We start from the raw sequence: 14,128 nt of genomic DNA on the forward strand, positions 1-14,128 counted from the left end.
CCGCCGATCACCCCGCTGCCTGCCTGGTGATCGGCGGCAGCCGTACACCCACGCGGGCGGCTGCGTCGTACCCCACGTCGGCCAGCTGCGCCACCTTCGCCGGGCGCAGTCCCGATCGCAGGCACTCGTCGAGCATCCGCGCCAGCTCGTACCCGGGGTCGGCCTCGAGCGCGACGTCGAGGGCCGTCCCTGCGTAGGCACCCTCCCCCGCGACGTAGTGCAGGTGCGCGAGCAGCGTCGCGGCGGCCGCCCGGCCGCGGCCGGTCAGGCGCCGGGTGAGTTCGCGCCACCGCGTCTCGGCCCGATCCCGCAGGTCGGTGACCGCCAGGCCGAGCAGCGCATCCCGGACGCGGACATCGCTCACGGCGCGGTCGAGCACGGGCAGACTCCGACAATCCAGGGGCTCCGTCGCCCTGACGACCGACCCGATCGCACACTCCAGCAGGTCCGCGGGTGAGGCCGCCGTGGCCGCACCCGATCTCGGGACGCCCTCGGCTGCGCAGCCGGGGCAGTCGCGGTCCGGCCGTTCCCGGCTGCACTCCCCCGGAAGCGGGTCGAGCATCGCCCGGATCTCCGACCGGCGCGCCAGGATGCGCCGCCCGGCTCGCACCGCCGTGGCGACCGCCGTCGGCGAGGTGTGCGGGTCCCCGAGCAGACCACTGCGTCCTCCGCTCATGTCGACCGCCCACGTCTGGTCGTCGGGGCACCAGATCGTCGTCCACGGCGCGCCGGCGCGGAACTCCGCGAGCGCGAAGCCCGCGGCGACGCCGCCGATCGCGGAGAAATGCCGGTCGGCGAGTTCGACGACCCGCCGGTACTCGGGGCCGTCGATCCGGTGACGGTCGTCGGCGACGATCACCGCCACCTCCTCCACGCCGTAGGAGTCGGTGATGGTCCCGAGATCGGCGAGCAGACCGGACAGTTCGGGTCGGGGTGCGCCCGCCCCGTCGAGGAACAGGTCGTGACGCATCGTCGCCGACAACGCGCGACCCGCGCCGAACGCGATCACGATGATCGACCGCTCGGGCAGGAAACCGATCAGGGCGGGCACGGCGGTGAGGAGCGTCGTCGGGTCGAGGGGGCCGCGCGGCGAGGACGAATTCGGGGTGAGTGAGGACATGCCCGACAGCATCGGCGCGTGCCGACGCCCTCGACCCGCCCCGGCGGCGACTGTGGACAACCCGGCTCCGGTCATCCACAGCCTGTACTCAGCCGAAGGCGGCGGCCAGCACTCAGCCGAAGGCGGCGGCCAGGGCCTTGGTGAACAGCTCGTCGAGCGCCGCGGAATCCTCCGGCGCGACGGGAGAGTCTCCGGGCCAACGGTATTCGGCGTAGACGCGGACGTCGTCGCGCTCGCCGAGCAGCGTCAGCGTGCTGGTCGTCACCGGCGCGGCCTCGCCGCCGGTGACGATCGTCCTCCTGAGCGTCGCGGTCGCGACGCCGTCGGGTGCCGGGGGCGCCGGCAGGACCTCGGTGGTCACCGTCGACGACGCACCGAAGGTGGTGCGGGTGAACTCCGGGCAGCGCCTGGCCCTATCCACCACCTCGGCCAGCGGCGCGGTGACGTGCGCGACGACCGTCGTGAGTGTCGAGCGATCCACCGTGCCGTAGCCGAGGAAGGCCACCGCGCCGTCGGCCGAGACCGGCTCGGGCGCGCAGTCGGCCGGGTCGAAGCTCGTGTCCTTCGCCTGCCCGGGCACCGCGGCGCCGGTGACGTCGGCGAGCGCGTTCCCGACCGCCGGCGGCGGGATGCGGTCGGCCGAGCCGGACGGGAAGTCCGACGCCGACACCGAGCGGGACGACAGGTCGGCGTTCGACGGCTGTGCGTCGCCGCTGACCGAGCACGCCGACAGCACCCCGCCGGCGAGAATGGCGCAGGCGGCCAGCAGCAGCGCGGGCACACGACGTGCCGTGGACGTGGGACGGTGAGCGGTAGCCGGGGTCACAACGCACTACTGTGCCACCGCGGCCGTCCCGCGCCCGGGGTGACACACCACGCACGCCTCACCCGTCCCGGGAATCACCGGCCGCCTCCGGGTGTTGATCCCCTCGAACGGCCCACCCGTGCCCGCATGTCCTCGCCGTACGAGACAATGGCGGTAGGAGACAATGGGGGCCGATGATCTCGATGACGTCCGCCACGGACGTCGACGACTCCGGCGTCCACCGTGGACGCCGCCACACGTGTAAGGAGGGACGACGTGGACGAGAATCCGGCGCGCAACGACGCGCTGTACGAGCTCGCCTTTCCCGCTCCGCAGGTGAGCCGAGCCGACGGCACCGGCCCGGTGCTGATCCATGCCCTGGAGGGCTTCGCCGACGCCGGTCATGCGGTCGCGCTCTCGGCGGCCCATCTGCGGGAGAGCCTCGAGTCGGAGCTGGTGGCGACGTTCTCGTCCGACGAGCTGATGGACTACCGCTCGCGCCGCCCGACCATCACCTTCAGCGGCGAGACGTTCACCGACGTGGACATGCCGAAGCTGACGCTCCATGCGATCCGCGACACCACCGGTCGCGGCTTCCTGCTGCTCGCCGGCGCCGAGCCCGACCTGCGCTGGGAACAGTTCGTCGACGCCGTCCGCAGGCTGGCCGAGCGCTTCGGCGTGACCGACGTGATCGGCCTCAACGCGATCCCGATGGCGGTGCCGCACACGCGGCCGCCGTCGATCACCGCGCACGGCACCGACCCCGATTCGCTCGGCGACCTGCCGCGGTGGGGTTCGGCGATGAAACTGCCGGCCAGCGCGTCGATGCTGCTGGAGCTGCGGATGGGCCAGGCGGGCTACCGGGCGTCGGGCCTGTCGGTCCACGTCCCGCACTACCTCGCCCAGACCAACTATCCCGCCGCGTCCGCCCGTCTGCTGGGCGCGGTGTCGGAGCTGACCGGTCTCGAGTTCTCGCTGGCCGCGCTGGAGAGCGCCGCCGACAAGGTCCGGGCACAGGTCGACCAGGAGGTCCAGGGCAACGCGGAGATCGAACAGGTCGTCGCCGCGCTCGAGACCCAGTACGACGCCTACCACCAGGCGGCCGAGGAGCGCGCCTCGCTGCTCGCTGCCGAGGAGTCCCTGCCCAGCGGCGAGGAGCTCGGCGCCGAGCTCGAGCGGTTCCTGGCCGAGCACGCCGGGAACGGCGGCTCGATCGACGGCAGCCTGGGCGGACCCACCGAAGGCCGCTTCGGCGAGAACGGCCCCGGCGGCGACGAACCCGGAGACGAGGGTCCGCAATCGTCGATCTGACCACCGCCGAGTCGGCCGGGCTGGTCCCCGTCGACGACGAAGACCTGGCGCTCGAGCGGTACACCGAATGGTGGACGCAACGCGGCATCGACCTGTACGAGCATCAGGAGGAATCCCTGCTCGAGCTGCTCGCCGGCAGCCACGTGATCCTGGCGACCCCGACCGGTTCGGGGAAGTCGCTCGTGGCCGCCGGCGCGCTCTACTTCGCGCGATGCCGCGGCGAGCGGGCGTTCTACACCGCGCCGATCAAGGCGCTCGTCAGCGAGAAGTTCTTCGAGCTGTGCGGGATGTTCGGCGCCGACCAGGTCGGCCTGCTGACCGGTGACGCCTCGGTGAACCCCGACGCCCCGATCGTGTGCGCGACCGCCGAGATCGTCGCCAACCTCGCCCTCTCCGACGGGCCCGACAGCGACATCGGCACCCTGGTCGCCGACGAGTTCCACTACTACGGCGACCCGGACCGCGGCTGGGCGTGGCAGGTGCCGCTGATCGAGTTGCCGCGCACCCAGTTCCTGTTGATGTCGGCGACGCTGGGCGACGTGTCGTTCTTCGTCGACGACCTCACCCGGCGGACCGGCCGCCAGACCGTCGAGGTCACCGGCGCCCAGCGCCCGGTGCCGCTCGAGTACGACTATGCGATGACCCCGATCCACGAGACGATCGCCGATCTCGTGGAGCGCGGGCGCGCACCGGTGTACGTCGTGCACTTCACCCAGGCGGCGGCCGTCGAACGCGCCCAGGCCCTGCTCAGCGTGAAGATCTGCAGCAAGGAGGAGAAGGCCGCGATCGCCGAGGCCATCGGCGACTTCCGCTTCTCCACCGGCTTCGGCAACACCCTGAGCAAGCTGCTGCGTTCGGGGATCGGCGTCCACCACGCCGGCATGCTCCCCCGCTACCGCCGCCTCGTGGAGCGGCTGGCCCAGCAGGGCCTGCTCAAGGTGATCGCGGGCACCGACACGCTCGGCGTCGGGATCAACGTGCCCATCCGCACCGTGCTCTTCGCAGCGCTCAGCAAATACGACGGGCGCCGGGTGCGCCGCCTCCGGGCGCGCGAGTTCCATCAGATCGCCGGACGCGCGGGCCGCGCCGGCTTCGACACCGTCGGCTACGTCGTCGCCCAGGCACCCGAGCACGACGTGGAGAACGCGCGTGCGGTCGCGAAGGCCGGCGACGACCCCAAGAAGCTGCGGAAGATCGTGCGCCGCAAGCCACCCGAGGGCTTCGTCTCCTGGGGCGAGAAGACCTTCACCCAGCTCGTCGACGCCCCCGACGAACCGCTGCGCTCCCACTTCCAGATGACCACCGCGATGCTGCTCGAGGTGCTCTCGCGACCCGGCGACTGCTTCGCGGCCGTCCGCCATCTGCTCGAGGACAACCACGAGCCGCGCGATCGCCAGCTGCGCCACATCAAGCACACCATCGAGCTGTACCGGGGCCTGCGCGACGCGGGGATCGTCATGCAGCTCGACGAGCCCGACGAGACCGGCCGGCACATCGCACTGAGCGTCGACATGCCGGAGAACTTCGCCCTCACCAATCCGCTCTCGGCGTTCGCACTGGCCACCTTCGAGATCCTCGACCCCGAATCGTCCACGTACGCACTGGATGTCGTGTCCGTCCTGGAGTCGACCCTGGAGGACCCGCGACCGCTGCTCATCGCGCAGCGCAAGGCCGCCCGCGACGCCGCGATCGCGGAGATGAAGGCCGACGGAATCGAGTACGAGGAACGCATGGCGCGGCTGGAGGAGATCACCTGGCCGCAGCCGCTGCGCGACGAGATCTTCGCCGCCTTCGACATCTACCGGCGCGGACACCCGTGGGTGTCGTCGTTCCCGCCGTCGCCGAAGTCGGTGCTGCGCGAGATGCTGGAGAAGGCGATGACCTTCACCGAGCTCATCTCCGCCTACGGCCTCGCCCGCAGCGAGGGAGTGGTACTGCGGTACCTGTCGGACTGCTATCGCGTTCTCCGCCAAGGAGTCCCCACCAGTGCGGTGACCCCGGAGATCGAGCAGATCGTCGCCGATCTCGGCACCATGGTGCGCGAGGTCGACTCGAGTCTGGTCGACGAGTGGGAGGCACTCTCCCAGGCCGAGGCCGCGTCGGAGTGAGTCCCACGGGTCGACTCCGACCGGCCGGCGACGCGTGGGCCGGCCTCAGATCGGCCGCACCGCACCGGTGGCCGACACCAACCGGCCGATGATCTGCGCCAGCTTCCGGTAGGCCTCGTCGTGCCGCGCGGAGTTGCGGAACACCAAGCCGATCCGGCGTCCGGGCCGGGGCGGGGCGAACGTCGCGATCGCGAGGTCGCCCGACGCCGTCTCCGAGGCAACCGCGGTCTGCGGGATCAGCGTCACGCCCAGTCCCCCGACGACGCAGTGCACGGCGGTGGTCAGCGAGGCGGCCCGGGTCTGCCCGAGGTCGGGCCGGACGCCGGCGAGCGCACAGACCTCGAGCGCCTGGTCGCGTAGACAGTGCCCCTCGTCGAGGAGCAGCAGCGGCAGGTCCGCCAGCGCGCTGGGATCGAGCCGCTTCTTGCCCGCCAGGGTGTGCCCGGCGGGCAGCGCGAGCACGAAATCCTCTTGGTAGAGCGGCACTTCGACGATCCCCGGCACATCCAGCGGGAGTGCGAGCAGGGCGACGTCGAGGGTCCCCCCGCGAAGTTGCTCGACGAGACGTGCGGTCTGTTCCTCGACGACGCGCGGACGCAGGTCCGGCAGCTCGTCGGCGAGCCCGCGGAGAACTGCGGGCAGCACATACGGCGCGACGGTGGGGATGACGCCGAAGCGGATCGAACCGCTCAGGGGGTCCCCGGTCCCGGCTGCGGCGGCGGTGAACTGGTCGACCGCCTCCACCGCCGCGATCGCCTTCGGCAGGAGTTCCGTGCCGTCCGGGGTGAGGTGCACGCGACGGGTCGTGCGTTCCACCAGGGCGACGCCGAGCCCGGTCTCGAGCGCCGAGATCGCCTGCGAGAGCGACGGCTGGCTGACGCCGAGGTCGGTGGCCGCGGCACCGAAGTGCCGACGTTGCGCGAGGGCCACGAAGGCGCGGAGTCCGGCGATCGTCGGCTGATAGGTTCTATCGGGCATGGCTATCAGTATAGTGCTACTAATCACCTTTCGTTTTTTCCGAAAATCGGGCACGATAGTACTCGTACGCCGCGAAAGAACTTCGCGTGCAACTCAGGTACACCAATCCAGCTGAAGGAGCGACACATGGCCCTGCTCACCATCGGTGACCAGTTCCCCGCCTACAACCTCACCGCCGTCATCGGCGGCGACCTCAGCAAGGTCAACGCCCAGCAGCCCGACGACTACTTCACCACCGTCACCTCCGACGACCACCCGGGCAAGTGGCGGGTCGTCTTCTTCTGGCCGAAGGACTTCACCTTCGTCTGCCCGACCGAGATCGCGGCCTTCGGCAAGCTGAACGACGAGTTCGAGGACCGCGACGCCGTCGTCCTCGGCGCCTCGGTCGACAACGAGTTCGTCCACTTCCAGTGGCGTGCACAGCACGAGGACCTGAAGACCCTCCCCTTCCCGATGCTGAGCGACATCAAGCGCGAGCTCGCCACCGCCTGCGGCGTTCTCAACGCCGACGGTGTCGCCGATCGCGCCACCTTCATCGTCGACCCGAACAACGAGATCCAGTTCGTGTCGGTCACCGCCGGCTCGGTGGGCCGCAACGTCGACGAGGTCCTGCGCGTCCTCGACGCCCTGCAGTCCGATGAGCTCTGCGCCTGCAACTGGAAGAAGGGCGACCCGACCATCAACGCCGGCGAGCTCATGTCGGCCGGCGTCTGAGAGGAGAGCCGATGAGCATCGACAACCTGAAGGAAGCCCTTCCCGAGTACGCGAAGGACCTCAAGCTCAACCTCGGCTCGATCAGCCGCACCACCGTGCTGAACGAGGAGCAGCTGTGGGGCACCCTGCTGTCGACCGCTGCTGCCACCAAGAACGCCAAGGTGCTCAGCGAGATCGCCGACGAGGCCGCCGACACCCTGTCGGCCGAGGCCTACAACGCCGCCCTCGGTGCTGCGTCGATCATGGGCATGAACAACGTGTTCTACCGTGGTCGCGGCTTCCTCGACGGCAAGTACGACGACCTGCGTCCCGGCCTGCGGATGAACATCATCGGCAACCCGGGCGTGGACAAGGCCCTCTTCGAGCTGTGGTCGTTCGCCGTCTCGTCGATCAACGGGTGCGGCCACTGCGTCGCCGCTCACGAGAACACCCTGCGTGAGGCCGGCGTCGAGCGTGAGGCCATCCTCGAGGCCCTCAAGGTCGCCTCGATCGTCGCCGGCGTCGCCCAGGCCCTCGCCACCACCGAGGTCCTCGCGAACGCCTGATCGAAAGCGTCACACGGCTTCTCCGGTGACAACGAGGCCCGGCTGCCAAAGGCAGCCGGGCCTCGTTGCATTGTGACCGGTGTTCGGCCGGGAGAACCCGGCCCGGAGACTCAGCTCAGGGCGGTCCGGATCCGGTCGGCCAGCTCGCCCACCTCCGCGGTGGTCATGACGAACGCCGGGGAGATCTGGAGCGCGCCCTGACCGGCGGCGCGGGTGCTCACGCCGTGCTCGCGCAGCTTCAGCACCGCGGCGGGCGCGGTCGACGGGTCGGCGAGCTGGACCGCGGTCACCGCGCCCAGGCCGGTCCGCACCTCGGACACCGAGTCGAGCTCGGCCAGCGGGGACAGCGCCGCCGCGAGGTCGCCCTCCAGGCGCGTCGCCTCGGCGAGCAGCCCCTCTCGCCGGATGATGTCGAGGTTGGCCAGGGCGGCCGCCGCCGCGGCGGCGTGACCGCCGTAGGTGTAGCCGTGGCGGAACCACACGCCGCCGGCGAAGAACGGTTCGGCGACCCGCGGTGCGGCGAAGACCGCGCCCATCGGGACGTAGCCGCTCGTCAGGCCCTTGGCTGTGGTGATCATGTCCGGCTGCAGGTCGAAGCGCGCCGAGGCGAACCACGAGTCGCCGCCGATACGACCGAAGCCGGTGACGACCTCGTCGGCGACGAAGAGGATGTCGTGGTCGCGGCAGATCGCGCGCACCTCCGCGAGGTAGCCCTCGGGCGGCAGGTAGATGCCGCCGGCGCCGATGATCGGCTCGCAGAAGAAGGCGGCGATGTTCTCCGCGCCCACGCGCTCAACGAGACCCAGCAGGCTCTTGGCGTCGTCCCAGTCGACGTTCTGCACGTCGTGCATCAGCTCGCCGTAGCCGTCGTGGTTGAGCGGGATGCCGGCCAGCGAGGTGCCCGCCGCATGCATGCCGTGGTAGGCCTTCGTGCGGCTGACGACGACGCGCTTTTCCGGCTTGCCCTGCTCGACCCAGTAGCGGCGCGCGAGCTTGACCGCGGTGTCGATCGAGTCGCTGCCGCCGGAGGTGAAGAAGATCTTCGACCCCGGCACCGGCGCGATCTGCGCCAGCTCCTCGGCGAGCCGAAGCGTGACGTCGCTCGCGATGTCGCCGAAGTTCGAGTAGTGCGCGATCGAGGTCAGCTGACGCGAGACCGCCTCGGCGATCTCGGTGCGGCCGTGGCCGATGTTGGTGAACCACAGGCCGGCGGTCGCGTCGAGGTACTCCTTGCCGTCCCGGTCGTAGATGCGGGTTCCCTCGCCCCTGGTCACGACGAAGGGGCCGTTGGCGGTCACGGCACCCATGTCGGCGAAACCGTGCCAGAGCGCTCCCGAAGATTCAGACATGCCCATCATGATGCCGGGCGAGGTGGGAGCGCGGCCGACCGCCCCATATCCTGGGAGCATCATGCCGGTTCATTCCCCAGCCACCTCGCCGTCCCGCTCCGAGGTCCTGCGGTCGCTGCGAGAGGTGGGGATCGCCGACGCGCACCGACTGCGACGCCGCGTCGATCAACTCGGCCGAGACCCCGAACCGGAGAAGTGGGCGCGGCTCGTCGCCGACGTGGCGAAGGCGCAGCAGCGTATCGAGCGCCGTAAGGCGACGGTTCCCGAGCTGACCTTCCCCGACGAACTGCCCGTCTCCGCGGCACGCGAGGAGATCGCCGAGGCCATTCGCGACCACCAGGTCGTCGTGGTGGCGGGCGAGACCGGCTCGGGCAAGACCACGCAGCTGCCGAAGATCTGTCTCGAACTCGGTCGCGGCATCCTCGGGACCATCGGACACACCCAGCCCCGCCGCATCGCGGCCAGTTCGGTGGCCAAGCGCATCGCCGACGAGACGGGCACCGAACTCGGCGACGCCGTCGGTTACTCGGTGCGGTTCACCGACCGGTCCGGCGCCGACACCCTCGTGCGAGTGATGACCGACGGCATCCTGCTGCGCGAGATCGCCACCGACCCGATGCTGCGCCGCTACGACACCCTCATCATCGACGAGGCGCACGAGCGCAGCCTGAACATCGACTTCATCCTGGGGTATCTGCGGCGGCTGCTCCCCCAGCGCCCCGACCTGAAGGTGATCATCACCTCGGCGACCATCGAACCCGCCCGGTTCGCACGGCATTTCAGCACGCCGGAGAACCCGGTGCCGGTCATCGAGGTGTCCGGTCGCACCTATCCGGTCGAGATCCGCTACCGCCCGCTGAGCCTGTCCGAACGGCCCGACACCGGCGACGAGGACGGCGGCGGAGAGCATGCCGATCTCGACCAGATCCAGGGCATCGACGCCGCCATCGACGAGCTGTGGGCGCACGAGCGCGGCGACATCCTGATCTTCCTGCCCACCGAGCGCGACATCCGCGAGACCGCCGACGCACTCAAGCGGCGAACGCTCGGAGGACGCCGCGGCGGCGCCGAGATCGTGCCGCTCTATGCACGCCTGTCGATCGCCGACCAGCAGAAGGTGTTCACCCCCTCCGACGGACGCCGGATCGTGCTGGCCACCAACGTCGCCGAGACCTCGGTGACCGTGCCGGGCATCCGCTACGTGATCGACACCGGCACCGCCCGCATCAGCCGTTACTCGATGCGCACGAAGGTCAATCGCCTTCCCATCGAACCGATCTCGCAGGCCAGTGCCCGCCAGCGCGCCGGTCGGTGCGGCCGAGTCGCACCGGGCGTGTGCATCCGGCTCTACAGCGAGAACGACTTCGAATCGCGTCCGGCGTTCACCGACCCGGAGATCCTGCGCACCAACCTCGCCGCCGTCATCCTGCAGATGACCTCGCTCAAGCTCGGTGAGATCGCCGACTTCCCGTTCGTCCAGGCCCCCGACGAACGCGCCATCCGCGACGGCATGGCGGTCCTCACCGAGCTCGGGGCGATCAAGCCGGGACGCGACGGCACTCCCCCGCGCCTGACCGCGATCGGCCGCACGATGTCGCGCATACCGGTGGACCCGCGCATCGCCCGCATGCTCATCGCGGGCCACGATCTAGGGTGCCTCGACCACCTCCTGGTCATCGCGTCGGCGATGAGCCTGCCCGACCCTCGCGAGCGCCCCGCCGAGCACCGGGAGGCCGCCGACGCCCTGCACCGGCGCTTCGACGTCCCCGGATCGGATTTCCTGGGCTACATCGAACTCTGGCGACATCTCACCGAGAAGCGGAAAGAGCTTTCCAACAACCAGTTCCGCAAGATGTGCGAGCGCGAGTTCCTGCACTACCTGCGGATCCGCGAGTGGCAGGACCTGCACCGGCAGCTCACCGACATCGTCAAGGACCTCGACTGGCAGGTGAGCCCGCCCGGGGCCGAACCCGGCGAGGTCGACGCCGACTCCGTCCACCAGGCGATCCTGTCGGGCCTGCTGTCGAACATCGCCGCGCGCAACACCGAGGGCCGCGAGTACACCGGCCCCCGCAACACCACCCTGATGATCTTCCCAGCGTCGCCGCTGGCGAAGAAGCCGCCGGCGTTCATCATGGCCGCCGAGATCCTCGAGACCTCACGCCTGTTCGCGCACACGGTCGCCGGCATCGATCCGCTCTGGGCCGAGAAACTGGCCGGTGATCTGGTCAAGCGTTCCTACAGCGAGCCGCACTGGTCGGCCAAGCGCGGGGCCGCGATGGCCTACGAGCGGGTGACGCTCTACGGGGTCACCCTGGTGGCTCGCCGTCGCGTCGACTACGGGCCGGTCGACCCGGTGGTCTCGCGCGAGCTGTTCATCCGGCATGCCCTCGTCGAGGGCGACTGGAAGACGAATCATCCGTTCTTCGAACGCAACCGCGCGCTGCTCGAGGCCGCGTCCGACGTCGAGAACCGCACGCGGACGCGCGGTCTGGTGATCACCGAGGACCAACTCTACGAGTTCTACGACAAGCGCATCGGCGCCGAGGTCACCTCGGCCCGCCACTTCGACACCTGGTGGAAGAAGGCACGTCGAAAGAACCCCGCGCTGCTCGACCTCAAGCCCGAGGACGTGGCGTCGACCACCTCGGTGGCGCCCACCGACTACCCGGGCGCCTGGCAACAGGGCGACACCCGCCTGGAGTTGCGCTATCGCTTCGAGCCCGGAGCACCCGACGACGGCGTCACCGTGGTGATCCCGCAGGCACTGCTGCCGCATGTCCGGCCGGTCGGTTTCGACTGGTCGGTGCCCGGCATGCGCTCCGAACTCGCCACTGCACTGGTGAAATCGCTGCCCAAACGTCTGCGCAAATCGATGTCGCCGGCGCAGCAGTTCGCCGACCTCGCACTCTCCCGGCTCAAGCCGCGCAGCGAGCCCCTGGTCACCGGGCTGGCGCGCGAACTGTCGGCGATCACCGGGATGACCGTCACCCCGGCGGATTTCGACACCGGCCGCATCCCCACCCACCTGCGGATGCACTTCGCCGTCGTCGACGCCAAGGGCAACGTGCTCGCGCGCTCGGACGAGCTCTCCGAGTTGCAGCGCACCACGAAGACCGCCGCGCCGAAGACGGTCAAGAACACCCTGTACCGGGAGTGGACCGCCGACGGCATCGGCACCCTCCCGCCGGAGAAGACCGTGAAGGTCGCCGGGCAGCAGCTCACCAGGTATCCGACCATCGACGCGGTCACCGACGACGCCGGCCGCACGCGCGGTGTGGTCGTCGTCGACGCCGCGTCCGAGCAGGTCCGGGACCGGTTGCTGCGCAGGGGCATCGTGGCTCTTCTCGATCTCGCGATACCGCCGCTGCAGCGACGGATCGCCGGATCGCTGGGTTCCACCGACCGGCTCGCGCTGAGCCAGAGTCCGTACCCCGATCTCGACTCGCTGCTCGCCGATTGCACGCGGCGTTCGATCCGCGACACCGTCGAGGCGCTCGATCCGTCGGCTCTCGCCGGAATCCGGTCGCCGGAGGCGTTCCGGGCGTTGGCCGAGAAGGTGCGTCCGCGAGTCGCCGAGGCCGCGCCCGCCTACTTCGATCTCGCCGTCGAGGTTCTCCGCCGGGTCGCACCGGTGCGCGCGGCGGTCGACCGCCACGCCGGCTCGCTGGCCGCCGACGACGTCGCCGAGCAGCTCGACAACCTCGTCTTCGACGGATTCGTCGGCGCCACCCCGCGTAGGCATCTGCAACACGTCCCCCGCTACCTCGAGGCGGCACAGGCCCGACTGCAGGCCCTGCCCGCCTCGGCGGCACGGGATCAGGCCGGAGTGGCCGTGGTGGATCGGGTGACCGAGCGCTGGGCACAGCGCCTGACGCAGGTTCCCGAGCATCGCCGGGACCACGTCAACGAGGAAGCGCAGTGGCTGGTGGAGGAACTCCGCGTGAGTCTGTTCGCCGAGCGGCTCGGCACCGCCTATCCGGTGTCGGAGAAGCGGGTCCTACGAACTCTTGACCGACTCGGCTGACTCCCTGGCCGACCGGAGATCGTCGATCTCGCGCTGGAAGTCGTCGATCGAGTCGAATGACCGGTACACGGACGCGAACCGGAGGTAGGCCACCTCGTCGAGGTCGCGCAGCGGCTTCAGGATCGCGAGACCGACCTCGTTGCTGGGGATCTCGGCCGAACCGCTGGCCCGGACCGTGTCCTCGACCTGCTGGGCGAGCTGCGCCAGCGCGTCCTCGGCGACATCGCGTCCCTGGCAGGCACGCCGCACACCGCGCATCACCTTCTCGCGGCTGAACGGCTCGGTGACGCCGTTGCGCTTGACGACGGCCAGAACCGCGCTCTCCACCGTGGAGAACCGGCGGCCGCATGCGACACAGGAACGACGACGCCTGATGGCCTGTCCCTCGTCAGCGACACGCGAGTCGATGACCTTGGTGTCGTCGTTCTTGCAGAAGGGGCAGCGCATCGTATCCTCACGCGGGTCGCGGGACCTCTCCGCGCCGACGTTCGCCGCGTCGGGCCGTGTCTCGGCCGGTCCCTGTGACATCGAGGATACCGTCGGGCCTATCGGTACCTCGGCGTCAGGAGTGGCTGACCGACGCGAAGACCGCTCGACGGCAGGTCGTTCAGTCGGATGATGTCCTCGACGACCGCCTCACGCGGCAGGTCGGGCGCCACCCGGGCGGCGATGCCGGTGAGCGAGTCACCCGAGCGCACGTGGACCACCTCGGTGCCGACCGCCGAGGGCGCGACCGACGCCGCGTAGTTCTGGCCGACGACCGACAGCACCCACACCGCGAGTGCCAGGCCGACCCCGGCGAGGATCGCGACCGCGGTCCGGCGACGACGGCGGATCGCCGCCGACGGCGCGACGCGCAGCGCGCGATCGTCGGCATCCACGCGCGCCGGGACGAGACCGCGCCCTCGCGTGCCCACCGGCGACGCACACCGCGTCGCGGCGATCCGGGGACCGTAGATCACCGACTCCGGTGCGGGTCGGTTGTCGGCGGCCCGGTTGTCCGCCGGGCGCCGGCGCGGGACGGCGCGACGACCGGGAACGACGGGATCGGCGTCGCCGGGGACGAGGCGGGTGCGGCCGGTACCGGCGCGCACGACATCGGGGCGCAGGGTGTCGACGCGGATCGGGTCGGCGAGAGTCGCGGTGCGCATGGGGCCCTCCGGTGTGGTCG

11 protein-coding genes are annotated in these 14,128 nt (G+C 70.4%); 5 read left to right on the plus strand and 6 right to left on the minus strand.

The features are described 5' to 3' along the window. Nucleotides 1–7: 7 nt before the first annotated feature. Nucleotides 8–1,120 (minus strand): DUF4192 domain-containing protein, encoded by a 1,113-nt coding sequence (locus tag E1P53_RS04855; RefSeq protein ID WP_244941112.1) that lies wholly within the window; start codon nt 1,118–1,120, stop codon nt 8–10. A 112-nt stretch (nt 1,121–1,232) separates the two neighbouring features. Next, complete coding sequence (locus E1P53_RS04860) at nt 1,233–1,946, minus strand: hypothetical protein (RefSeq protein ID WP_230825130.1); 714 nt, start codon at nt 1,944–1,946, stop codon at nt 1,233–1,235. A 255-nt stretch (nt 1,947–2,201) separates the two neighbouring features. On the opposite strand from E1P53_RS04860, the gene E1P53_RS04865 reads away from it, so the two are divergent. Both E1P53_RS04865 and E1P53_RS04870 read left to right on the plus strand, forming a co-directional pair. Further along, the gene (locus E1P53_RS04865) at nt 2,202–3,236 is read left to right on the plus strand and encodes a PAC2 family protein (protein ID WP_131733615.1); all 1,035 of its coding nucleotides are present in this window, start codon (nt 2,202–2,204) and stop codon (nt 3,234–3,236) included. Between the two features lie 143 nt (nt 3,237–3,379). After that, nucleotides 3,380–5,344 carry a DEAD/DEAH box helicase gene (locus tag E1P53_RS04870; protein ID WP_244941113.1) on the plus strand — a complete coding sequence of 655 codons (1,965 nt, stop codon included), beginning with the start codon at nt 3,380–3,382 and terminating at the stop codon, nt 5,342–5,344. 45 nt (nt 5,345–5,389) lie between these two features. Here E1P53_RS04870 and E1P53_RS04875 read toward each other — a convergent pair whose 3' ends face one another. Further along, complete coding sequence (locus E1P53_RS04875) at nt 5,390–6,322, minus strand: hydrogen peroxide-inducible genes activator (RefSeq protein ID WP_109237795.1); 933 nt, start codon at nt 6,320–6,322, stop codon at nt 5,390–5,392. Nucleotides 6,323–6,448: 126 nt separating this feature from the next. On the opposite strand from E1P53_RS04875, the gene E1P53_RS04880 reads away from it, so the two are divergent. Together E1P53_RS04880 and E1P53_RS04885 are read left to right on the plus strand one after the other, a co-directional pair. Then, nucleotides 6,449–7,036, plus strand: coding sequence for a peroxiredoxin (locus E1P53_RS04880; RefSeq protein WP_006899176.1), 588 nt, complete (start codon nt 6,449–6,451; stop codon nt 7,034–7,036). 11 nt (nt 7,037–7,047) lie between these two features. Then, nucleotides 7,048–7,581, plus strand: coding sequence for an alkyl hydroperoxide reductase (locus E1P53_RS04885; protein ID WP_006899177.1), 534 nt, complete (start codon nt 7,048–7,050; stop codon nt 7,579–7,581). A gap of 110 nt (nt 7,582–7,691) precedes the next feature. Here the strand turns inward: E1P53_RS04885 and E1P53_RS04890 are convergent, their stop codons facing one another. Beyond that, nucleotides 7,692–8,930 carry an aminotransferase family protein gene (locus E1P53_RS04890; RefSeq protein ID WP_051997160.1) on the minus strand — a complete coding sequence of 413 codons (1,239 nt, stop codon included), beginning with the start codon at nt 8,928–8,930 and terminating at the stop codon, nt 7,692–7,694. A 61-nt stretch (nt 8,931–8,991) separates the two neighbouring features. On the opposite strand from E1P53_RS04890, the gene hrpA reads away from it, so the two are divergent. Continuing rightward, nucleotides 8,992–12,957 (plus strand): ATP-dependent RNA helicase HrpA, encoded by a 3,966-nt coding sequence (gene hrpA / locus E1P53_RS04895; RefSeq protein WP_131733616.1) that lies wholly within the window; start codon nt 8,992–8,994, stop codon nt 12,955–12,957. Here hrpA and nrdR read toward each other — a convergent pair. Next, nucleotides 12,931–13,404, minus strand: coding sequence for a transcriptional regulator NrdR (gene nrdR, locus E1P53_RS04900; RefSeq protein ID WP_040526372.1), 474 nt, complete (start codon nt 13,402–13,404; stop codon nt 12,931–12,933). The two genes, hrpA and nrdR, sit on opposite strands and share 27 nt — an antisense overlap. Before the next feature lie 98 nt (nt 13,405–13,502). Further along, nucleotides 13,503–14,108, minus strand: coding sequence for a LysM peptidoglycan-binding domain-containing protein (locus E1P53_RS04905; RefSeq protein WP_131733617.1), 606 nt, complete (start codon nt 14,106–14,108; stop codon nt 13,503–13,505). Nucleotides 14,109–14,128 lie beyond the last annotated feature (20 nt).

This window comes from Gordonia paraffinivorans, assembly GCF_900683595.1.
Taxonomy (GTDB): Bacteria; Actinomycetota; Actinomycetes; order Mycobacteriales; family Mycobacteriaceae; genus Gordonia; species Gordonia paraffinivorans.

Coding starts and splice junctions, on each gene's coding strand:
- E1P53_RS04855 (WP_244941112.1), bottom strand. CDS start 1,120: ATGTCCTCACTCACCCCGAATTCGTCCTCGCCGCGCGGCCCCCTCGAC.
- E1P53_RS04875 (WP_109237795.1), bottom strand. CDS start 6,322: ATGCCCGATAGAACCTATCAGCCGACGATCGCCGGACTCCGCGCCTTC.
- E1P53_RS04880 (WP_006899176.1), top strand. CDS start 6,449: ATGGCCCTGCTCACCATCGGTGACCAGTTCCCCGCCTACAACCTCACC.
- E1P53_RS04885 (WP_006899177.1), top strand. CDS start 7,048: ATGAGCATCGACAACCTGAAGGAAGCCCTTCCCGAGTACGCGAAGGAC.
- E1P53_RS04890 (WP_051997160.1), bottom strand. CDS start 8,930: ATGTCTGAATCTTCGGGAGCGCTCTGGCACGGTTTCGCCGACATGGGT.
- hrpA (WP_131733616.1), top strand. CDS start 8,992: ATGCCGGTTCATTCCCCAGCCACCTCGCCGTCCCGCTCCGAGGTCCTG.
- nrdR (WP_040526372.1), bottom strand. CDS start 13,404: ATGCGCTGCCCCTTCTGCAAGAACGACGACACCAAGGTCATCGACTCG.
- E1P53_RS04905 (WP_131733617.1), bottom strand. CDS start 14,108: ATGCGCACCGCGACTCTCGCCGACCCGATCCGCGTCGACACCCTGCGC.